Annotated in this window: 19 protein-coding genes and 1 pseudogene; 13 read left to right on the forward strand and 7 right to left on the reverse strand. The window is 64.1% G+C overall.

All coding sequences use genetic code 11. The features are described from left to right. The first annotated feature begins 214 nt into the window (after positions 1-214). From FHT02_RS07835 to FHT02_RS07845, 3 genes are all read left to right on the forward strand, one after another. Positions 215-778, forward strand: a complete 564-nt coding sequence (locus tag FHT02_RS07835) for a TMEM165/GDT1 family protein (protein WP_184086200.1) — start codon at positions 215-217, stop codon at positions 776-778. 105 nt (positions 779-883) lie between these two features. Further along, the gene (locus FHT02_RS07840; protein WP_184086202.1) at positions 884-1381 is read left to right on the forward strand and encodes a Dps family protein; all 498 of its coding nucleotides are present in this window, start codon (positions 884-886) and stop codon (positions 1379-1381) included. Positions 1382-1462: 81 nt separating this feature from the next. Further along, positions 1463-3058, forward strand: coding sequence for a cisplatin damage response ATP-dependent DNA ligase (locus FHT02_RS07845; RefSeq protein ID WP_184086204.1), 1596 nt, complete (start codon positions 1463-1465; stop codon positions 3056-3058). A 10-nt stretch (positions 3059-3068) separates the two neighbouring features. Here FHT02_RS07845 and pncA read toward each other — a convergent pair whose 3' ends face one another. Next, entirely contained in the window at positions 3069-3716 is a 648-nt protein-coding gene (gene pncA / locus FHT02_RS07850) for a bifunctional nicotinamidase/pyrazinamidase (RefSeq protein ID WP_343056862.1), read from the reverse strand. Between the two features lie 142 nt (positions 3717-3858). Further along, complete coding sequence (locus FHT02_RS21880) at positions 3859-4677, reverse strand: cold-shock protein (protein WP_184086326.1); 819 nt, start codon at positions 4675-4677, stop codon at positions 3859-3861. Positions 4678-4961: 284 nt separating this feature from the next. On the opposite strand from FHT02_RS21880, the gene FHT02_RS07860 reads away from it, so the two are divergent. From FHT02_RS07860 to FHT02_RS07885, 6 genes are all read left to right on the forward strand, one after another. Further along, positions 4962-5582, forward strand: coding sequence for a ribonuclease D (locus FHT02_RS07860; RefSeq protein ID WP_184086206.1), 621 nt, complete (start codon positions 4962-4964; stop codon positions 5580-5582). Positions 5583-5721: 139 nt separating this feature from the next. Next, entirely contained in the window at positions 5722-6219 is a 498-nt protein-coding gene (gene lptC, locus FHT02_RS07865) for an LPS export ABC transporter periplasmic protein LptC (protein ID WP_343056863.1), read from the forward strand. After that, the gene (locus FHT02_RS07870; protein WP_184086210.1) at positions 6219-6785 is read left to right on the forward strand and encodes an LptA/OstA family protein; all 567 of its coding nucleotides are present in this window, start codon (positions 6219-6221) and stop codon (positions 6783-6785) included. The genes lptC and FHT02_RS07870 overlap by 1 nt, the downstream gene beginning before the upstream one ends. 115 nt (positions 6786-6900) lie before the next feature. Next, positions 6901-7677 carry an LPS export ABC transporter ATP-binding protein gene (gene lptB, locus FHT02_RS07875; protein WP_184086212.1) on the forward strand — a complete coding sequence of 259 codons (777 nt, stop codon included), beginning with the start codon at positions 6901-6903 and terminating at the stop codon, positions 7675-7677. A gap of 6 nt (positions 7678-7683) precedes the next feature. Beyond that, complete coding sequence (gene rpoN, locus FHT02_RS07880; RefSeq protein WP_184086214.1) at positions 7684-9198, forward strand: RNA polymerase factor sigma-54; 1515 nt, start codon at positions 7684-7686, stop codon at positions 9196-9198. A gap of 25 nt (positions 9199-9223) precedes the next feature. Continuing rightward, positions 9224-9622: a hypothetical protein gene (locus FHT02_RS07885; protein WP_184086216.1), complete on the forward strand. Its 399-nt coding sequence runs from the start codon at positions 9224-9226 to the stop codon at positions 9620-9622. A gap of 94 nt (positions 9623-9716) precedes the next feature. Here the strand turns inward: FHT02_RS07885 and FHT02_RS07890 are convergent, their stop codons facing one another. After that, positions 9717-10712, reverse strand: coding sequence for a ligase-associated DNA damage response exonuclease (locus FHT02_RS07890; protein ID WP_184086218.1), 996 nt, complete (start codon positions 10710-10712; stop codon positions 9717-9719). Between the two features lie 97 nt (positions 10713-10809). On the opposite strand from FHT02_RS07890, the gene FHT02_RS07895 reads away from it, so the two are divergent. The 4 genes and pseudogenes from FHT02_RS07895 to FHT02_RS07910 all read left to right on the forward strand — a co-directional run bounded on the left by FHT02_RS07895 (position 10810) and on the right by FHT02_RS07910 (position 15564). Continuing rightward, on the forward strand, positions 10810-11001 hold the full coding sequence (locus FHT02_RS07895; RefSeq protein WP_184086220.1) for a hypothetical protein: 192 nt from the start codon (positions 10810-10812) through the stop codon (positions 10999-11001). A gap of 40 nt (positions 11002-11041) precedes the next feature. Next, positions 11042-13465 (forward strand): ligase-associated DNA damage response DEXH box helicase, encoded by a 2424-nt coding sequence (locus FHT02_RS07900; RefSeq protein WP_184086222.1) that lies wholly within the window; start codon positions 11042-11044, stop codon positions 13463-13465. 51 nt (positions 13466-13516) lie between these two features. Beyond that, positions 13517-13882: pseudogene (locus tag FHT02_RS07905) on the forward strand (aspartyl protease family protein); the annotation flags it as partial. A 248-nt stretch (positions 13883-14130) separates the two neighbouring features. After that, complete coding sequence (locus FHT02_RS07910; protein ID WP_184086224.1) at positions 14131-15564, forward strand: mannitol dehydrogenase family protein; 1434 nt, start codon at positions 14131-14133, stop codon at positions 15562-15564. Positions 15565-15623: 59 nt separating this feature from the next. Here the strand turns inward: FHT02_RS07910 and FHT02_RS07915 are convergent, their stop codons facing one another. The 4 genes from FHT02_RS07915 to FHT02_RS07930 form a co-directional block, all read right to left on the reverse strand. Then, positions 15624-16721, reverse strand: coding sequence for an ATP phosphoribosyltransferase regulatory subunit (locus tag FHT02_RS07915; protein WP_184086226.1), 1098 nt, complete (start codon positions 16719-16721; stop codon positions 15624-15626). A 20-nt stretch (positions 16722-16741) separates the two neighbouring features. Then, entirely contained in the window at positions 16742-18319 is a 1578-nt protein-coding gene (gene serA / locus FHT02_RS07920) for a phosphoglycerate dehydrogenase (RefSeq protein WP_184086228.1), read from the reverse strand. A 110-nt stretch (positions 18320-18429) separates the two neighbouring features. Further along, positions 18430-19587, reverse strand: a complete 1158-nt coding sequence (locus FHT02_RS07925) for a phosphoserine transaminase (protein WP_184086230.1) — start codon at positions 19585-19587, stop codon at positions 18430-18432. A 258-nt stretch (positions 19588-19845) separates the two neighbouring features. Continuing rightward, the gene (locus tag FHT02_RS07930) at positions 19846-20199 is read right to left on the reverse strand and encodes a hypothetical protein (RefSeq protein WP_184086232.1); all 354 of its coding nucleotides are present in this window, start codon (positions 20197-20199) and stop codon (positions 19846-19848) included. Positions 20200-20293: the final 94 nt, after the last annotated feature.

A 20293-nucleotide genomic window follows, 5' to 3' on the forward strand; every position in this document is an offset into this window, starting at 1 on the left:
CGCGAAAGTCAAGGCTAAGGCGCAGCGGGCGGCCAATGCTCTCTCCGCGCGCGCAGGCCTGAAAGCCGTCTCCCGCTGTGGGAGAGGGCTGGGCGAGGGTGAGCAGCCCTACACGAGTCGCTTCAATCCACTCCCGAGGGAAAGGGCTAGACACGCCATCCAGCTGCGACCGCCCCCGCTATCCTCCCGCCCCTGTATGCTCTAGCACCCACGCATGGAAGCGCTCGTCCCCGCCTTTCTGCTGGCGCTGCTCAGCCAGGTCGGCGATCGCCCGCCGCTGCTCGCTGCGATTCTGTCAGACCGGTATCGGCACCCGGCCACCATCATCGTTGCCGCCGCTCTCGCGCACGCCGCCGGCAACGCTATCGCCGCCGCGGTCGGCGCTGGGCTGGCGCCGACACTGACGCCCGAGGCCAAGTCGCTGCTGCTCGCGGTGGCGCTCATCTTCGGCGGATTGACGGGGCTGTGGACGCCCAAGCTCCCCAGCCGGCTGCACCGCTGGCGGCTCGGCGCGTTCGCCACGGCGGCGTTCGGGCTGTTCATCCTGGCACTCGGCGAACGCACGCAATTCTTCACCTTCGCCCTCTCGGCCAATGACGATCCGTGGCTTGCGGCGACCGGCGCAACCCTGGGTGCCACCATCGTCAGCGCCGTTGGTGCCTTTCGCGGGGAGGCTCGCTGGTCCGCGCTGCCGCTTCGGCTGATCCGCAACGCCGCGGCGATGCTGTTCCTGTGTGTCGGCATCTTCATCGGATTGGGAGCCCTTCGGCTGGTCTGACGTTGGCTGCCTCGATCAGGCTGATGGAAATAAGCCATGGCCGGCAAGGGAGCCGACACTATATCGGCTTCGTTGAGCATCCGAACCGATCTGTGGAGACTGATCATGACCGACACGAAAGGGGCGCTTCAGACGCCTACCGACCTCAACCGCAACGACACGCGCAGCGTCGCCGACGCGCTGAACAGCGCGCTGGCTGATTGCTACACGCTGTATCTCAAGACCAAGAACTTCCACTGGCACGTCTCGGGTCCGCATTTCCGCGATTACCACCTGATGCTCGATGATCAGGCAAGCCAAATTCTGGGCGTGACCGACGCCATTGCCGAGCGCGTGCGCAAGACGGGCAACACCACGCTGCGCTCGATCGGCGACATCGCCCGCCGGCAGACGATCCGCGACAACGACGCCGATTTCGTCTCCGCCGCCGACATGCTGGCCGAACTCCGCGACGACAATCTCAAGCTTGTCGAGAGCTTCCGCATTGTGAAGGCCGCAGCCGAAGAGGCCAACGACAATGCTACCAGCGGCGTGGTCGACGAATGGACCGATCAGGCCGAAGAGCGCGCTTGGTTCCTGTTCGAAGCCAGCCGCAAGGGTTGATCTTGGAACAACCGCAAGGGGCTGCGCGTCGGCCCCTTGCGGGCGCTTTCCTGGTGTCCGCATGCGAACCATGACGGTGAAATGCGCGCCTTTGCAGACTTGCTCGACCGGCTGATCTATACGCGTTCGCGCAATGCCAAGCTTCGCCTGATCGGCGATTATCTTCGCGCCACGCGCGATCCCGACCGCGGTTGGGCGCTTGCGGCGCTTACCGGTACGCTGGACTTGCCGGCAGTCAAACCCGCACTGATCCGCGCGCTGATCCAGGAACGCGTCGATCCTGTGCTGTTCGGCCTCAGCCGCGATTTCGTCGGCGACACGGCCGAAACCGTGGCGCTGCTCTGGCCCGCGCCTCCAGTTCCAGCGGACGCGGCCGCACCACTCCACTTGTCACAGGTAATTCAGCGGCTCGCCGGCATCACGCGCTCCGATGCTCCGGCGGTGCTGGCCGAGATGCTCGACCAGCTTGATCCGGATGAGCGGTACGCCTTGCTGAAGCTGGCCACGGGCGAGTTGCGTGTCGGCGTCTCCGCGCGGCTGGCAAAGACGGCGCTGGCACAGGCGTTCGGGCTTGACGTCGATGCCGTCGAAGAGGTTTGGCACGGCATCGCGCCGCCCTTCGCGCCCTTGTTCGACTGGGCGGAAGGACGCGGTGAACAGCCGACCGCACAGAATATCCCCGTCTTCCGCCCGTTCATGCTCGCCCACCCGCTGGAAGAAAGCCAGGTCAGCCTGGAAGACTATGCTGCCGAATGGAAATGGGACGGCATCCGCGTGCAACTCGTCCATGTCGCCGGCCAAACCCGTCTGTTCAGCCGCGCTGGCGACGATATCACCCACAGTTTCCCCGAGATCGCGGGCGCCTTCACTACGCCAAGCGTGCTGGACGGCGAATTACTGGTGAAAGGAACGGCCCAGGGCACTACGCTGGATGACGGGGCAGGCGCCGCGAGCTTCAACGCCTTGCAGCAACGCCTTGGAAGAAAGGCAGTTTCCGCCAAGACGCTGGCAGAGTATCCTGCCTTTGTCCGCGTATACGATATGCTATACGACGGCAGCGAAGATGTCCGCGACCTCCCCTGGTCCGCCCGCCGCGCGCGGCTGGAAAACGTTGTCGCGGCCCTCGACCCAGACCGCTTCGACCTGTCGGCGTTGATCGAAGCAGAAGACTTCGCCGCGCTCGAGGAAATTCGCGCGGAAGCCCGCAACGCCGCGATCGAAGGCGTCATGCTCAAACGCCGCGACTCGCCCTATGTCGCCGGCCGCCGGGTAGGGCTGTGGTATAAATGGAAACGCGATCCGCTCACCGCCGACTGCGTGCTCATGTATGCCCAGCGCGGGAGCGGCAAACGAAGTTCGTTCTATTCCGACTTCACCTTCGGGTGCTGGACCGAAGCAGGCGAACTGCTGCCGGTGGGTAAAGCCTATTTCGGCTTCACCGACGAAGAACTGAAATGGCTTGATCGCTATGTGCGCAACCACACGACAAAACGCTTCGGCCCTGTACGAGAAGTAGAAAAAGCGCTGGTGCTCGAAGTCGCGTTCGACTCGATCCACATGTCCAAACGCCACAAGTCGGGTTTGGCGATGCGCTTTCCTCGAATCAGCCGCATCCGCACCGACAAGCCTGCGCACGAGGCGGACACGATCGTGGGGCTGACCAAGCTAGTGTCCTAAGCCCCCCTAGTCAGCCGATCACCACGACCCCGACCGCCGCGAACTGCTCCTCAACCAGCATGGTGGTGGTGCGGCCATCGTGAAGCGGCATGCCGATGGCTCGGCTGTACTGCTTCAACACCGCCGCATCGAAGCCTTCGCGGCGTGCGTCGAGTGCAGACCAAGCGACGCAAAAGTCATAGGCGAGGCCGACGAGCACGCAGCGCGTAATGCCCTTATCGCGCAGGAACCCGGCCAATCCCGTCTTGGTGCTCCTGTCGTTCTCAAAAAACGCCGAATAGGAGTCGATTGAGCGATTACAGCCCTTGCGCACGATCAGCGCGGCGCGTTCGAGGGTCGGCGCGATGTGCGGATGAAACGCCGCACCGGCGGAACCCTGGATGCAATGATCCGGCCACAACAGTTGCTCGCCATAGGGCATTTGGATGATGTCGAACGGTCGCTTGGGCGGGTGGCTGCTGGCAAAAGAATGGTGGCCGGCAGGGTGCCAATCCTGAGTGATCACCACCGTAGAAAAGGCATCGGCAAGCCCGTTGATGCCCGGCATCACCGTATCGCCTTCGACCACCGCCAGTGCTCCACCGGGACAGAAATCGACTTGGGGATCGATGACGATCAAGGCGTCAGTCTGCTCAACCAGAAAAGGAACGTGGTGCACATTGTGTCTCCTGGCGCCCCGGAAGCAACCGCCTGCCTCAAGTGAATTTGCAGCGATGTAAGCGCCGCGGCACCGACGCAGCCTGCAACGAAAAAGGGCCCGGTGTCTCCACCAGGCCCTCGATCAATCGCTACTGCTCGGCTTAGCTGCCGGGCTGCAGGTTCACCGCTGCGTGCTTGCCGCGGCGATCGACTTCGAGTTCGAACTCGAGCCGGTCTCCTTCGTTGAGCGTCGGCATGCCTGCGCGCTCAACAGCGGAGATGTGCACGAACGCGTCGGGCTGACCATCATCGCGCTGAATGAAGCCGAAGCCCTTCATCGCGTTGAAGAACTTAACCGTGCCGGTTGCACGCTCACCGGTCAGCTGACGCTGCGGACCACCCCGTGCGCCGCCGGCGTCGCGCGGAGCGCCGCCGCCATTGTCTTCGACAGGCATCGGTTCGCCCTCGATCTTCAGCTCGGTTGCCGAGATGCGGCCACCACGGTCGACCAGCGTGAAACCGAGGGGCTGGCCTTCAGCCAGACCCGTCAGGCCAGCCTGCTCGACTGCCGAGATGTGCACGAACACGTCCTCGCCGCCATCGTCGCGAACGACGAAGCCAAAGCCCTTCTGACTGTTGAAGAACTTAACGACGCCGGTCGCTTCACCAACAACCTGAGGAGGCATGCCACCGCCACCGCCGCCGCCACGTCCGCCGCCGAAGCCGCCACCGCCGCCACGACCACCGCCGAAGCCGCCGCCGCCGCCGCCGAAACCGCCGCCACCGCCGCGGTAACCACCGCCGCCGCCGCCGAAACCGCCACGATCACCGCCGAAGCTGCTGCCGCCGCCGAAACCGCCACGATCACCGCCGAAGCTGCTGCCGCCGCCGCCGAAACCGCTGTCTTCGCTGCCGAAACCATCGCGCTTGTCTCTGCCGCGTCCGCCGCGATCCCCACGGCGCCCTCTATCGAAACTCATGCCCTGCTCGTCTTCCCGGTTCGCCCACATCAAAATCAAAACCGAGCGTCGGACGAAAAACGCAGGTCTTCGCGGTCTGAAAGAGTACCGCCACGGGTCGTCATAACGTACTTTCAAACGAGGTGCGAACAAAATTCGACTGAATTGCGGCAATTGCGTGCCGAACCAGAAGCATATTCTTCGAACATAGCCAAACCAAAGCCGCGTGCGCCGCCACATGGGCAGAGCGGATCGCGCATGTCAGCGGCATTGAGGTGCGCGAACAACCCGCCTATGCGCGGGCCATGGCTGTACATTTCCATGAAGAAGATCTGCCTGAAGGCGTGTTCGCCCCCGGCGCCTCGATTGCGGTCGATACTGAGACGATGGGCCTGATCACCATGCGGGACCGGCTTTGCGTGGTGCAGCTTTCGGACGGATCCGGAGACGAGCACCTGGTGCGATTCGGCCCACAGTCCAGCTACGATTCGCCGAACCTGCGCGAGGTGCTGGCCGATATCGGTCGGCTGAAGCTTTATCACTATGCGCGATTCGATCTGGCAGCGATTCGCTTCTACCTGGGCGTGACCGCGGGTCCAGTGTTCTGCACCAAGATCGCGTCCCGCCTGGTGCGCACCTATACCGATCGGCATGGCTTAAAGGATCTGGTTCGGGATCTGCTGGGGCAGGAAATATCCAAGCAGCAGCAGTCGTCCGATTGGGGTGGCCCCGTGCTTTCCGACGCACAACGCGACTATGCGGCTTCCGACGTCCGCTTTCTTCATGCGATGAAGGTGGAACTCGATGCGCGCCTCGAGCGTGAAGGACGCATGCCGCTCGCCCAAGCCTGTTTCGACTTCCTGCCCTGGCGCGCCGAGCTCGACCTTGCAGGATGGCCGGAGGTCGACATCTTCGCTCATGCCTAATCGCGCGACTCGACTTTCATCGCAAAAGCGCGGCTGGGCCCATCCCGGCAGCAGTCATGATCGCACGATCCGCCTGCTGCTGATCGTGTTGCCGGCTGCTATCGGCGTGCTCACGGCTTTCTTGGTGGTGGCGCCACTGATGATGGGCGGCGAGATGAGCTTTCTGCTGGATAAAAATCGAGTCGATGTCGCCAAAGAACGCCTGCGCATCGAGCGCGCGGAGTATCGCGGTGAGGATGCCAAGGGTCAGGCGTTCCACCTGCATGCCGGCTCAGCGGTCCAGCAAAGCTCGGCGCAGCCGATCGTGCGGTTGAACGACCTTCAAGCCGAAATACAGCTACCGGAAGGCCCCGCCTCCATCGTCGCGCCCGCAGGCAGTTACGACCTCAACACCGAGCAAGTTGCCGTGAACGGCCAGATTCGCTTCAAGACCTCGGACGGATATGTACTCAACACACAGAACGCCACCGTCGACTTGAAAAGCCGGACGCTGCAAAGTGGGGGAGCTGTGACCGGCAACACGCCGATGGGCGTGTTCAGTGGAAACAAGCTGAGCGCGGACCTGGAGAAGCGGACAGTGTCGCTCAACGGCAATGCGCGCTTGCGGATATTTCCTAAGCGCGCAAATAGGCGCTGATGACTCGCGCCCCCGCTCTCCTTTCGATCGGCCTGCCGCTCGCGCTCGCCGCGTCCGGCGGCGCCGTTGCGCAGTCACGCCACAATTCGGCTGCGCCGATCGACGTAGCGTCGGACGCCATCGAATTGCAGGATCGTGCCAACCGGGCGCTGTTGACCGGAAATGTGCGCATTACCCAGGCCGAGATGACGCTGACGGCCTCGCGCGTGACGGTGAGCTATACCGGTCAAATCGCCGACGGCTCGCCGCAGGTCTCTCGCCTCGACGCGGCCGGCGGCGTCACGGTAACTCGCCCCCAACAAAGCGCGACATCGCAATATGCGGTCTACGATCTCAATCGCCGCATCATCACCATGATCGGCGGGGTAACGCTGCGCCAAGGCGGGAACAACGTAACTGGTGCACGCTTGTCCATCAATCTCGATACCGGCCGCGCAACGATCGATGGTTCGGGCGTCGGAGGCGGCACCACCGCACCAGGGCAGCCTGGTGTCCAGAGCCGCGGCGGGCGTGTCACCGGCCGCTTCTCCGTGCCGCAACGCTCCACTAGCACGCCGCAGCAATAGTCGGTTTTTGCGACCGCCCGCCGCACTGCCCCTTTCCTTCCACGCGTTCCATCGCCAGACTCTGGAACACGCGCCAGGCTCCGGCAGCGCACAAGGAAGACCCGAGGACCTTGCCATGAACGATGTCGCGATGATCGAGCCCGTGGTAGCGGATCCGGCTTCGGCTCCGAACCAGGGCCTCGCGGTCGTTTCCATTGCCAAATCCTATGACAAGCGTGTGGTGCTGACCGACGTGTCGGTTTCGGTCGGGCGCGGCGAAGTCATTGGATTGTTGGGGCCAAATGGCGCCGGCAAGACGACGTGCTTCTACTCGGTGATGGGATTGGTGAAGCCCGACTCGGGTCGCATCATGCTGGATGGCGAGGACATCACCCGGCTGCCGATGTATCGTCGTGCCGTGCTGGGCTTGGGTTATCTGCCGCAGGAGACTTCGATCTTTCGTGGCTTGAGCGTCGAGCAGAACATCATGGCGGTGCTGGAGCTGAGCGGCCGCAGCCGCGATGAGCGGCAAGCCCGCCTTGATCAGCTTCTCGATGAATTCGGCCTCACACGCCTGCGCACCTCGCCCTCGATGGCGCTGTCGGGCGGCGAGCGGCGCCGTGCGGAGATCGCCCGGGCGCTGGCCGCTGATCCCACGATCATGCTGCTCGACGAACCGTTCGCGGGCATCGACCCGATCTCGATATCCGACATTCGCGATCTGATTTGTGAACTGAAGAAGCGTGGCATCGGCGTGCTGATCACCGATCACAATGTCCGCGAGACGCTGGACATCGTCGACCGGGGCTACATCATCTATGATGGCCGGGTGCTGTTCGCCGGATCGCCCGATGATCTGGTTCGGGACGAGAATGTCCGCCGCCTGTATCTGGGCGAAAGTTTCGAGCTCTAGAGCGTCATGAGCCTCGCGCCTCGCCTCGACCTGCGGCAGTCGCAATCGCTGGTGATGACACCCCAGCTTCAGCAGGCGATCAAACTGCTGGCGCTGTCGAACCTGGAGGTCGAAGCCTTCATCGCCGAAGAGCTCGAGAAGAACCCGCTACTCGACGCCCAGGGTGGAGGCGAGGACACGCCCGACCCCGTGCCGCCCGAGGATCAGGGCGAGTGGGAGAGCCTTCGGGACAGTCCGGCTGATGCGAGCGAGCTGCTGAACAGTGGCGCTGAAGCGCTGGGCGAAGCGGCGCTAGACGTGGACCTTTCGGCCGAGGCGTTTCACCACGACTCCGCCGTCGACAGTCTGGGAGGCATGGACGGGGGTCTTGGCCTGAACGGTGCAGCCGGCAGCATGGCAGAGGACGGACCCGACTTCGACAACATGGCCGCGGGCGGTGCCAGCCTGGCCGATCATTTGATGGCGCAGGCGGGGGCGAGTATTGCGGGCGACGACTTGTTCATCGCGGCCCAGATCATCGATCAGATCGACGAGTGCGGCTATTTGCAGGGTTCGCTCCTCGACCTCTCAAGCCGTTTGGAAGTGCCCCTCGCCCGATCCGAGCAGGTGCTGGCAATTATTCAGACATTCGATCCTACCGGCGTAGGTGCGCGCAGCTTATCGGAATGCCTCGCGCTGCAGGCGAAGGAGGCCGACCGCTACGATCCCTGCATGGCGCGGCTGATCGACAATCTGGACCTTGTCGCGCGCGGCGACATGGCGCGCCTGAAGCGCATCTGCGGCGTCGATGACGAGGATTTGGCCGACATGGTTCGCGAACTGCGATCCTATGATCCCAAGCCCGGCTGCCGCTTTGGCGGGGAGCCGCCGGCCAGCGTGATCCCCGATGTCTTCGTCGCTCGTCGGCGCGACGGCTGGGCAGTCGAGCTGAATGGGGCAACCCTGCCCCGGCTGCTAGTCAACCGCAGCTATCATGCGCAAGTGTCCGCCGGTCCGCAAGACAAGGCCAGCAAGGCCTGGCTCTCGGATTGCCTTGCGAGCGCCAATTGGCTGATCAAGACGCTGGACCAGCGCCAGCGGACGATCGTCAAGGTCGCCGGCGAGATCGTGAAACAGCAGGAGGCGTTCTTCCTGCGCGGCGTAGCGCATTTGCGGCCGCTGACGCTCCGGCAGGTGGCCGAGGCGATCGAGATGCACGAATCCACCGTCAGCCGGGTGACCTCGAACAAATATCTCAGCTGCGCGCGCGGGCTGTTCGAGCTGAAATACTTCTTCACCAGCGCGATCGCCGCAGCCGATGGTGGCGAGGCGGTGTCTGCCGAAGCAGTGAAGAGCGCGATCCGAGCGCTGATCGCCGCCGAGGACGCGAAGAAGATCCTGTCGGACGATACGCTCGTAGAACTGCTCAACGCCAAGGGGTTCGATATCGCCCGGCGCACGGTTGCCAAATACCGTGAAGCGATGGGAATCGGCAGCTCCGTACAACGCCGCAGGCAAAAGGCGCTCGCGGGCGCCACCTGAGAAGCGCCCGCTCTATAATGAGCAAGTGAGCGCTAACTATTCCTTCCTCGTAGAACCCGAACGGGACCTAGTCCGGATCACCATGGGTGGCCTTTTCGGCCCCGATGACATCCAGGGCTTTCTGGCGGCGCGAAAAGCAGCCCACGCCAAACTGATCTGCCCGCGCAATGCCCACCTTACGCTGGTCGATTCGCGTGAGATGAAAATCCAGTCGCAAGACATGGTCACCGCCTTTCAAGGGGTGCTTGCAACACCGGAGTATCGCTCACGCCGGCTCGCCTTTGTGATCGGTCGCACGCTGGCGCGGAGTCAGTTGCTGCGGGCTTTGTCGGGACGCGGTGCGTATTGCTTCGAGACCTTCCTGGAGGCCGAAGCATGGCTGTTCAGCCCAGCCGACGAAGCGCCACTGCGGGTGGCAAGCTAGCCCATCAACGCGGCCGACCATGTTGAAGCGCCGGGGCAGCAACCGGCTACTCCCTTGAAACGTTTAAATCGCGCTTCACCAGACGTACCGGTGCTCAATCGTCTTCGTCTTCGAAACCGACCAGATCCAACGCGCGCGCCTTTATCTGGCGCATGCTGCACCAATGGACCAGCGCGTCTTCGCGGCCATGAGTCACCCAAACCTCGCGCGGCGCGATCTCCTGGATCGTATGCGTCAACTCGTCCCAATCGGCATGGTCGGACAGGATCAGCGGCAGTTCGACGTTGCGCTGGCGTGCACGCTGACGCACCCGCATCCAGCCTGAGGCCATGGCCGTGATCGGATCGGGCAGCCGGCGCGACCAGCGGTCAATAAGCGCGCCGGGGGGGCACAGGATGATGCGGCGCTGGAGCTCAGCCTTGCTCGCGCCTGTGGCGGGGCGCAGGTCGCCAAGTTCCACGCCATGTTCGACGTACAAGTCGCATAGCCGCTGCAAGGCACCGTGGATGTAGATGGGATCGTCATAACCCATCACGCGCAATTCGCGGATCACCCGCTGCGCCTTGCCCAGCGCATAGGCACCGACGACGATGCAGCGCCCTGGCTCGGCACGTAGCGCCACCAGCAGCTTGTCGAGTTCGTCGTGTGTCTCAGGGTGCACGAAGACCGGCAGCCCGAACGTTGCCTCGGTGATGAAGATGTCGCAAGGCACCGGCTGGAACGGTTCGCAGGTGGGATCTTCCCGCCGCTTGTAGTCGCCCGAGACCACCACGCGCTCCCCGGCATGTTCGAGCACGATTTGGGATGAGCCGAGCACATGGCCGGCAGGCACGAAGCTGACGTCGACACTGCCCAGGCGCACCACCTCGCCATAATCGCAGGGGCGGCCGTTCTGCGCACCGTAGCGGCAATCCATGATCGCCAACGTACCTGGCGTCGCCCAGACCTCGCCGTGCCCGCCGCGCGCGTGATCGGCATGGCCATGCGTCACCAAGGCGCGCTCCACTGGTTGTGACGGATCGACCCACGCGTCCGCCGCGGGGATGTAGATGCCCGTCGAATGCGGTTCGATCCAGCTGCCCAATGCCATGGTAGCAATATGGTTGGCGCAGTGCCTGGGTTCCACTTGGGATCGAAAGCACCCGCGACTTCGTTGAGCCCGACAAGAGAACCGGAGAGGTGCACCAATGGACCTATCGAACATTCAAGGCGTGATGGTGATCGTTGGCCCGATCTTGTTGGCCATCGCAATCGCGTGGGCGATGCTGCACAATCGTGGATCGCGCAAGGACGTCGCACATACCGAAGCTGCGACACGCGAACGGTATGATCAGCAGGATCGCGAGGACAAGGCACGCCAGAATGGCGGCGTTGCCTAAAGCCCTTGCGGACCGAGCGGGATCGCGCCACCGCTAACGCGTGAGCGATCCCACCGTCGCACTTCCCGAAATTCTAGCAGGCTGGTTCGCCAAGCGCGGCTGGGCGCCACGTCGGCATCAATTGGAAATGGCGGCAGCCGCCAAAGGGGGCCGCCACGCATTGCTGGTCGCCCCAACCGGTGCCGGCAAGACTTTGGCGGGATTTCTGCCGACGCTGATCGATCTGGTAGAGCGTCCCGTAGAGGGACTGCACACGCTCTATATCTCGCCCCTCAAGGCGCTTGCGGTTGACGTTCAGCGCAACTTGCTGACGCCTATAGATGAAATGAAGCTGCCGATCCGCGTGGAGACGCGCTCCGGCGACACGCCGTCTGACCGCAAACTGCGGCAGCGCGCACGCCCGCCGCAGATCCTGCTCACCACGCCGGAATCGCTGAGCCTGTTGCTGTCCTATGAAGACAGCCTGACCATGTTCACCGACCTGAAGACCGTTGTGATCGACGAGGTTCATGCCTTCGCCACCGGTAAGCGAGGCGACCTGCTGTCGTTGGCGATGGCGCGGCTACAACGACTTGCGCCGGGCCTCAGGCGCGTGGCGCTTTCGGCAACGGTTCGCGATCCGGATGGGTATCGCGCCTGGCTGGCACCTGACGGCGATATCGATACGGTGACACTGGTCGAAGGCGACAAGGGCGCCGACCCACACATCACTATCCTGCTGCCGGAGGGACGCGTTCCCTGGGCCGGGCATTCGGGCGTCTATGCCATTCCGCAAGTAATGGCCGAGATCGAGACCCACAAGACGACCATCGTCTTCTGCAACACGCGCGGGCTGGCGGAACTGGTATTTCAGCAGCTCTGGAAGGTGAACGAGCTGAAGCTCCCGATCGGGGTGCACCATGGCAGCTTGAGCTTGGAGGCGCGGCGCAAGGCCGAACAAGCGATGGCGAACGGGCAGTTGCGCGCCCTCGTTGCGACGGCGAGTCTGGACCTCGGCGTAGACTGGGGCGACGTGGATTGCGTGATCCAGATGGGCGCGCCCAAGGGATCGTCGCGGCTGCTGCAGCGGATCGGGCGCGCCAACCACCGCATCGACGAGCCGTCGGAGGCAGTGCTGATCCCCGGCAACCGTTTCGAATATTTGGAAGCACGGGCAGCGCTGGACGCAGTAGAGGAAGGCGAGCTCGACATTGACATCTTCCGCCCCGGCGCGCTGGATGTGCTGGCGCAGCATGTGATGGGGTGCGCCTGTGCTGCTCCGTTTGTGGCGACGGAGATGCTCGACGAAGTGCGCAGCGCGCTGCCTTATTCGGCGCTGGGCGACGACATCTTCGACCGGGTACTCCACTTCATCGCCGACGGCGGCTATTCGCTGAAGGCCTATGATCGGTTCAAGCGGCTGACCAAAGGTCAGGACGGCATGTGGCGCGTGACCAAGCCAGGATTTGTTGCGCAGCATCGGCTGAACGCCGGCATCATCGTCGAAGCGCCTATGCTGGAAGTCCGGTTCAAGAATGGCCGCAGGCTCGGCAAGGTCGAGGAGGCGTTCGGCACGCAGCTCGCGCCGGGCGACACCTTCTTCTTTGCCGGACTCGCACTGGAGGTTGAGCGAGTCGAGCTGACCGATCTCATCGTCCGCGCCACGTCCAAACAGGCCCGCTTCGTGTCGTATATGGGCGCGCGGCTCGCGATCACCTCCACGCTCGCCGATCGGGTGCGGGTGTTTCTGCACGACCAGAGCCAATGGGCGCGCTTCCCGGGCGACGTCCGCGAGTGGCTGGAAGTGCAGTTGCATCGCTCAGTCCTGCCGGAACCCGGCCAGCTACTTGTCGAAACCTTCCCGCACGAGGGGCGTCACCACATGGTGGCCTATAGCTTTGAGGGGTGGAACGCGCACCAGTCGCTCGGCATGTTACTCACCCGGCGGATGGAGGCAATGGGACTTAAGCCACTAGGCTTCGTCGCCAATGACTATGCGCTTGCGGTATACGGGTTGGAGAAGATCACCGACCCGGCGGCCTTGTTCTCACCCGACATCCTGGAGCACGAATTCGTCGACTGGGTGCAGCAATCCGCGCTGCTCAAGCGAGCGTTCCGCGAAGTCGCAATCATCGGCGGGTTGGTCGAGCGCCAGGTGCCGGGCAGGAAGAAGAGCGGGCGACAGGTCACTTTCTCGACTGATCTGATTTACGACGTGCTGCGCAAATATGAGCCGGATCACTTGCTGCTGCGCGCCGCTTGGGAGGATGCGCGCGCACGGATGACCGATGTCGGACGACTGGCGCGGCTGCTGGATGGGGCAGCCGAGCAGATGCTGCATGTCGATTTGGAGCGGGTGAGCCCGATGGCGGTGCCGGTGCTGATCATGATTGGCCGCGAGAAGGTTGTGCAGGGATCCGGCGAGGACGCGCTATGGGCGGAAGCCGAGGCGGCAATCGCAGCTGAAGCGATGCGCGTCGACTGAGGTTCGCCTGCGCGGGTTGTTGCGCAGCATGGACAGGCGTATTCTTACTCGATGGAGCGAGTCTGCCGGCCTCTTCTACCATTGGTTCTACTGGCTGGCGGCTCCGTATGCGCGCAGGACCTGCCGGATGAAGCGTCATCCTTAACGGAGCTATCGCCCGAGGCCATATTGCTGGCGCTCGAACAGATCGACGCACGGCTGACGGTGCCAGTTTCGGTAGGCCGTAACGGCCCATACCACTTCATCATCGACACCGGAGCTGAGCGGTCGGTCATCGCGCGCGAGTTGGCGCAGGTGCTTCAGCTGGCTTCGGGCAGGCCGGTGTTGCTTACCACGATGACTGGGTCAGCAGAGTCGAGACCGCGTAGGCGGGTACAGTTCGGATCGCTGCCGGTGGCGTTTGCCGACGTGGAACCGTTTCGCCGCTTCGACCTGGCCGAACAGCCCGCGCTGCTGCTCGGTATGGACGCGTTGCGCAGTTTCCGGCGCGTCGATATTGACTCTCTCCCAACCGGCAGATGCGCTTTGTCATGCCGAAGAAGCTGCGCGAGGTGCGCAACTCCACGCCGAGCGGCCGCGGATCGGGTCCAGGCGGCATACAGCCCTAGGCAGCCCCCACCATTATGCGCATTGACGCTATCGGCAGAGCCTGATTGGCTGGCGACATGGCTGTTCTTTCGCGTTCGACGCTCGCTACCGTTCCCATCGACATCCTGCGCCCCAGGCATGATCCGGCGACGCTGCGCACCGGCATCGTCCATTTCGGGCCGGGGGCGTTCCACCGTGCCCATCAGGCGCATTATGTCGATCGAGTGCTTGACGCCGATCCTCGCTGGGGAATTGCTGCGGTTTCGCTGCGCAGTGGAAGCACCACCGAAGCGTTGAAGCGGCAAGACGGGCTGTACACATTGGCGGTGATCGCTCCCGAGCCGAAGATGCGGGTGCTAGCGGCGCATTCCGATGCGATCGGGCCGGGTGAGGGGGCACGTCTGCGCGCGCTGCTGGCAGATCCGGCGGTGCGGATCGCGACCAGCACCGTGACCGAGAAAGGCTATTGCCTGGGGAGCGACGGGACGTTGGACTTCGCGCATCCCGACATCGTCCATGACCTTCAGCAGCCCGACGCGCCGGTAAGCGTTGTAGGCTGGATTGTTGCTGGTTTGGGGGATCGGCGAGCGGCGGGGTTGGCGCCGTTCGCGATGTTGTGCTGCGACAACATGACAGGGAATGGCACCAAGCTTCGCGCCGCTTGCGCGGCGCTGGCGCAAGCGCGCGATCCGGATCTTGCCAAATGGATTGAGGCTGAGGCCAAGTTCCCGGACTCGATGGTGGACTCGATCACTCCGGCAAGCGACGCCGCGTTCCTGGACCAAGTGGCGGGGACGTTGGGCCTTGTGGATGCGGCGGCGGTGCAGCGCGAACCCTTTGCCCAGTGGGTGCTGCAACGCTTCGACTTTGCCGACGGCCCTGATCTCGCTGCGGCTGGTGTGACGATGACCGACGATGTGCGGGGCTATGAGCAGGCCAAGCTGCGCATTCTGAATGGCGCGCACTCCAGCCTGGCCTATATCGGGCTCGCCTTGGGGCATGAGACGGTGTTCGAAGCAATGTCCGACCATGCGCTCGGCGGGTTCGTGGCGCGACTAATGCACGAGGACATAGCCGCGTCGCTGAGCCGCGTCGCAGGATTGGATCTCGCAGGCTATGCGGATGCAGTGCTGGAGCGGTTCCGCAACCCAGCGATCCGCCACCTTTTGTCGCAGATCGCCTGGGATGGATCGCAAAAGCTGCCTTACCGCCTACTCGAAACAGTCGCGGAGGCGCTGGACGCTGGGCGGAGCGTCGAGCGGCTGGCGGTGCCGGTGGCGGCATGGATGGCATTCGTGCGACGAAAGGCGCTTTCGGGGGAGACAATCACCGACCCGCTAGCCGGCATGCTGGCTTCGGCGGCGACCACAGGTGAGCCGGTTGCGGACCTGCTGGCGATGCGACAGGTGTTCCCGGCGCGCGTGGCCCAGGATGCGCGGTTCCGCGAGGCTGCAGCGGCCGCGTTTTCACGCTTTATTGCAGACGATGTCGAGGCGCTGCTTACGCGCTAATCCGTTGGGCAAGCCTCCACGACCAGCGTAGCTGGCGTCCTTTTCCCCGTAAGCGGCATTCAGAGGGCGGTGATTTCGCCGTTGTGGAGAGTGTGCGTGCAGAGCTGGGCCTGCGGCGTGTCGCTCGCTTCAAGCGCGGCGACGGTGACCCAACCTTGCGCCCGCAGGGTCCGCCCCTCCTCGGTACGCGTGCCATAGGGCAGGAACAGGCGGGTGCGTTCGGCGGTACCGAGGCCAGTGTCGAGCACCGGATCGGCGTACAGCGAGAAGCCGACGGCGGGTTCCTCTCTGCCCTCGTCATGAAGCACTGTGTAGGTGCCGCCCCGGCCGATTTCGGCGCGAACCCCTTGCGCGAAGAGCGAGAAGCCCAGCCAGCTTTGATATTCAAAACCATGGCGTTCGGTTGGATCGAGCGTGAGCGCGACCTGACCGTCCAGGCTGGAGGCAATGCGCGAAATGCCGTCAAGGCGGCTGGCGAGCGCGTTGCCCGCGTCGATGGAGCGCAGCTTGGCCATCGCACGCTCGAACGGGCCGGCGGCCTCGATCAGCGGCAGGTAGCGGCGGTCGATCGCAGCAACGCCGCCGGCATCCTTGGCGTCGAGCCGGTCGCGCAGAGTCTCGAGCGTAGCTGGATCAAGCCGCCCGGCGGCAAGCGTGTCGACCAAGTCCGGCAGCGTGAAGTCGATGGCGAGGCCAGTGATGCCGGCGGCGTGCAGGGCCTCAATCGCGACCTGGACGACCTCACTTGCGGCGGCGACCGAATCGAGGCCGATCAGTTCGGCGCCGATCTGGCGCATCGCGCGCTGCGGATCCAGTTCAGAGCCGCTAAGGCGCAGCACCTGGCCGGCATAGCAAAGGCGCACGGGGCGCGGGTGGTGGCCCATGCGGGTGGCAGCGATGCGTCCGACCTGCGCAGTAAGATCGGGGCGGATCGCCAGCGTGCGCTGCGACACCGGATCGATGAAGCGCACCGCGTCGCGGACGCCCCCGGCCTTGAGGCGCGTGGCGAGCTCGTCGGCAAATTCGGCAAGCGGCGGATCGACCTGCTCATAGCCATAAAGGCGCGCGTGGCCGAGCACGCGCGCCTCCAGGCGGGCCGCCGCGTCGGCGGCGGGTGGCAGACGGTCGTGAAATCCTTCGGGCAGCAATCCGGTCATGACGCTGCCCGCTATCGGATTCAGAAGTTGAGCGCCATGGCGGTTTTCACGCCAGGAAGCGCACGGACGCGGGTGATCAGATCCGTCGACACCTGCCCGTCGACCGAGAGCAACAGCACCGCCTCGCCGCCGGCCTGACGACGGCCGAGGTGGAAGGTGCCGATGTTGACGCCTGCTTCGCCAAGCGTGGTGCCGAGGCGCCCGATGAAGCCCGGGGCGTCTTCGTTGACGATGTAGAGCATCGGGCCGGCAAGATCGGCCTCGACCTTGATGCCGAACAGCTCGACCAGACGAGGCGCCTGGTTACCAAACAGCGTGCCCGCGACCGAGCGATCGCCGGTCTGAGTGCCGACGGTGACGCGGACCAGCGTATGGTAGTCGCCCTCGCGCTCATGGCGCACTTCACGGACGTCGAGCCCGCGTTCCTTGGCGAGGAACGGCGCGTTGACCATGTTCACCGTGTCCGAATGAACCCGCATCAGGCCGGCCAGCACTGCGCCGGTGATCGGCTTCTGGTTGAGCTCGGCAGCGGCGCCCTCGACTTCGATGGCGATGTTCGAGAGGTCGCTGGTGGCAAGCTGGCCGACCAGGCTGCCCAGCTTCTCGGCAAGCGCCATGTACGGCTTGAGGCGCGGCGCCTCCTCCGCCGACAGGCTCGGCATGTTGAGCGCGTTGGTGACCCCGCCCGAGACGAGATAATCGGCCATCTGTTCGGCGACCTGAATCGCGACATTGACCTGCGCTTCGCTGGTCGAAGCGCCGAGATGCGGCGTCGAGATGAAGTTAGGCGTGCCGAACAGCGGCGACTCCTTGGCCGGCTCCGTCACGAACACGTCGAGCGCGGCGCCGCCGACATGGCCGGAGTCGAGGCATTCCTTAAGCGCTGCTTCGTCGATCAGCCCGCCGCGCGCACAGTTGATGATGCGCACGCCCTTCTTGGTCTTGGCAAGGTTCTCGCGGCTGAGGATGTTGCGGGTCTGGTCAGTCAGCGGCGTGTGCAGCGTGATGAAGTCGGCGCGCAGCAGCAGGTCGTCGAGGCTCATTTTCTCGACGCCCATCTCGATCGCGCGCTCTGGCGTCAGGAAGGGATCATAGGCGATCACCTTCATCTTGAGGCCCAGCGCACGATCGGCGACGATCGAGCCGATATTGCCCGCGCCGATCAGGCCGAGCGTCTTGCCGGTGACCTCGACGCCCATGAAGCGGTTCTTCTCCCACTTGCCGGCCTGAGTGGACCTGTCGGCTTCGGGCAGGTCGCGGGCGAGCGCGAACATCAGCGCGATGGCATGCTCGGCGGTGGTGATCGAATTGCCGAATGGGGTGTTCATCACCACCACGCCCTTTGCCGACGCGCTGGGAATGTCCACATTGTCGACGCCGATGCCGGCGCGGCCGACGACTTTCAGATTGGTCGCGTGCTCGAGAATGTCCTTGGTCACCTTGGTCGAGCTGCGGATCGCCAGGCCGTCATACTGGCCGATGATCGCCTTCAGTTCGTCGGGGGTCTTGCCGGTGATCTCATCGACCTCGACGCCGCGCTCGCGGAAGATCTGCGCGGCCTTAGGGTCCATCTTGTCGGAAATTAGTACCTTGGGCATTTGGAATGTCCTTGATCTTACCGTCACCTACCCCTTGAGCCGGGAGCCCGCCCTCGCGGGCGACGGTTGAATAGCTGGACCCCGGCGCAAGGCCGGGGTGACGATGTGGGTTAAGCGCCAGCCTTGGCGGTTGCGTAGGCCCAGTCGAGCCACGGCCCGAGCGCCTCGATATCGGCGGTGTCGACGGTTGCGCCGCACCAGATGCGAAGGCCTGCCGGCGCGTCGCGGTAGCCGGCGACATCATACGCCGCGCCTTCCTTCTCGAGGGAAGCGGCGAACTTCTTGATGAAGTCGGTGTCGGCACCTTCCACGGTCAGGCAGACGCTGGTGGTCGAGCGAATCGCATCGTCCTGCGCCAAGTTGCCGAGCCAATCACGCTCGGCGACGATCTTCTGGAGCGCGGCGGCATTGGCGTTGGAACGGGCGATCAGGCCCTGAGGCCCTAGGCTCTTGGCCCATTCGAGCGCCCAGATCGCGTCTTCGACCGCCAGCATCGACGGGGTGTTGATCGTCTCGCCCTTGAACACGCCCTCGGCGAGCTTGCCCTTCGAAACCAGGCGGAAGACCTTGGGCAGCGGCCAGGCCGGCGTGTAGCTTTCGAGCCGCTCGACCGCGCGCGGACCAAGGATGAGCACGCCATGCGCGCCCTCGCCGCCCAGAACCTTTTGCCACGAGAACGTCGCGACATCGATCTTGTCCCAAGGCAGATCATAGGCGAACACCGCGCTGGTTGCGTCGGCGAAACTCAGCCCTTCACGATCATCGGGGATCCAGTCGCCATTCGGCACACGCACGCCACTGGTGGTGCCGTTCCAGGTGAACAGCACATCGGTGCTCCAGTCCACCTGGGTGAGATCGGGGATCTGGCCATAGTCAGCGCGCAGCACCATCGGATCGAGCTTGAGCTGCTTGACCGCATCGGTGACCCAGCCTTCACCAAAGCTTTCCCATGCAAGCGTCGTCACCGCGCGCTGCCCGAGCATCGTCCACATCGCCATCTCAAACGCGCCGGTATCGGAGCCGGGGACGATGCCGATGCGGTGGGTGTCAGGAAGCTGGAGCAGCTCGCGCATCAAGTCGATGCAATATTGCAGGCGAGTCTTGCCGATCTTGGACCGATGCGAACGGCCGAGCGATTCGGTCGCAAGCTTCGCGGCGTCCCAGCCCGGCGGCTTGGCGCAGGGACCGGAGGAAAAATAAGGGCGTGCCGGCTTGGTGGCAGGCTTCGCGGACGCAGTGGTGGCGTCGGTAACGGTAGAGTCAGTCAATGTATCTCTCCTTGCAGAGAGCACGCGCGGCGTTGGGACCGCGTGGCCCGTCGACGGCCCTAGCGACTTTGGAGAGCAGGTCAACTCGATTGCGGACACCGCCAGCCCGGGTGCGACGTCAGCCGGACGCCCTGAAACACTCAGCGATCTGTTCCACCACCGGCCTGTACCGCGGCGAGAGCTTTGGGGTATACGAGGTCGAATATGATGAATTGATCGTCGCGCAGGATCGTCTTGCTGTAAAACAGCATAGACTCATCATCGTTGCCGGAAGACACTGCCCAATTCTGGCGAATCACCCGGCTGACCTTGCCCTTGCCGCCGGTAAGATCGGACGCGAGCTTCCGCAGCAGTCTCCGCCAATGACGAGTCCTCGGCGTTGTTGCGCCCGAACGCCGTCAATTTGGCGGCGTCGGCGGCGGTGAAGACGCGGCCGTCACCATTAGGTGACTCCGGCTCGACGCGCAGGAGGTTGCTGGGGAAGCAGATCCGATAGCCGAAGCGCACGTTGACATAGGTTCGCCAAGTGTCGGCCTTTGCGTCATGCGCTGAGCCGACGCCGGGCAGGCACGGGCCAGCCGCTTCGATCGCCAGTCCCAGTAATTGCCTCACGTCGTCTAATCGCGTCGGTTGCAAGGGGTTTCTGAGATGCCGTTGCCGGGAGCATGGTCGTCTTCGCGGTCGGCATGTGCCGCCGCATGATGGG

This window comes from Sphingomonas xinjiangensis, assembly GCF_014199255.1.
Taxonomy (GTDB): Bacteria; Pseudomonadota; Alphaproteobacteria; order Sphingomonadales; family Sphingomonadaceae; genus Sphingomonas; species Sphingomonas xinjiangensis.

Bases quoted from the DNA above. Each gene is read 5' to 3' on its own strand.
- FHT02_RS07835 (WP_184086200.1), top strand. From the start codon at position 215: ATGGAAGCGCTCGTCCCCGCCTTTCTGCTGGCGCTGCTCAGCCAGGTC.
- FHT02_RS07840 (WP_184086202.1), top strand. From the start codon at position 884: ATGACCGACACGAAAGGGGCGCTTCAGACGCCTACCGACCTCAACCGC.
- FHT02_RS07845 (WP_184086204.1), top strand. From the start codon at position 1,463: ATGCGCGCCTTTGCAGACTTGCTCGACCGGCTGATCTATACGCGTTCG.
- FHT02_RS21880 (WP_184086326.1), bottom strand. From the start codon at position 4,677: ATGAGTTTCGATAGAGGGCGCCGTGGGGATCGCGGCGGACGCGGCAGA.
- FHT02_RS07860 (WP_184086206.1), top strand. From the start codon at position 4,962: ATGGCTGTACATTTCCATGAAGAAGATCTGCCTGAAGGCGTGTTCGCC.
- lptC (WP_343056863.1), top strand. From the start codon at position 5,722: ATGATGGGCGGCGAGATGAGCTTTCTGCTGGATAAAAATCGAGTCGAT.
- FHT02_RS07870 (WP_184086210.1), top strand. From the start codon at position 6,219: ATGACTCGCGCCCCCGCTCTCCTTTCGATCGGCCTGCCGCTCGCGCTC.
- lptB (WP_184086212.1), top strand. From the start codon at position 6,901: ATGAACGATGTCGCGATGATCGAGCCCGTGGTAGCGGATCCGGCTTCG.
- rpoN (WP_184086214.1), top strand. From the start codon at position 7,684: ATGAGCCTCGCGCCTCGCCTCGACCTGCGGCAGTCGCAATCGCTGGTG.
- FHT02_RS07890 (WP_184086218.1), bottom strand. From the start codon at position 10,712: ATGGCATTGGGCAGCTGGATCGAACCGCATTCGACGGGCATCTACATC.
- FHT02_RS07895 (WP_184086220.1), top strand. From the start codon at position 10,810: ATGGACCTATCGAACATTCAAGGCGTGATGGTGATCGTTGGCCCGATC.
- FHT02_RS07910 (WP_184086224.1), top strand. From the start codon at position 14,131: ATGGCTGTTCTTTCGCGTTCGACGCTCGCTACCGTTCCCATCGACATC.
- FHT02_RS07915 (WP_184086226.1), bottom strand. From the start codon at position 16,721: ATGACCGGATTGCTGCCCGAAGGATTTCACGACCGTCTGCCACCCGCC.
- serA (WP_184086228.1), bottom strand. From the start codon at position 18,319: ATGCCCAAGGTACTAATTTCCGACAAGATGGACCCTAAGGCCGCGCAG.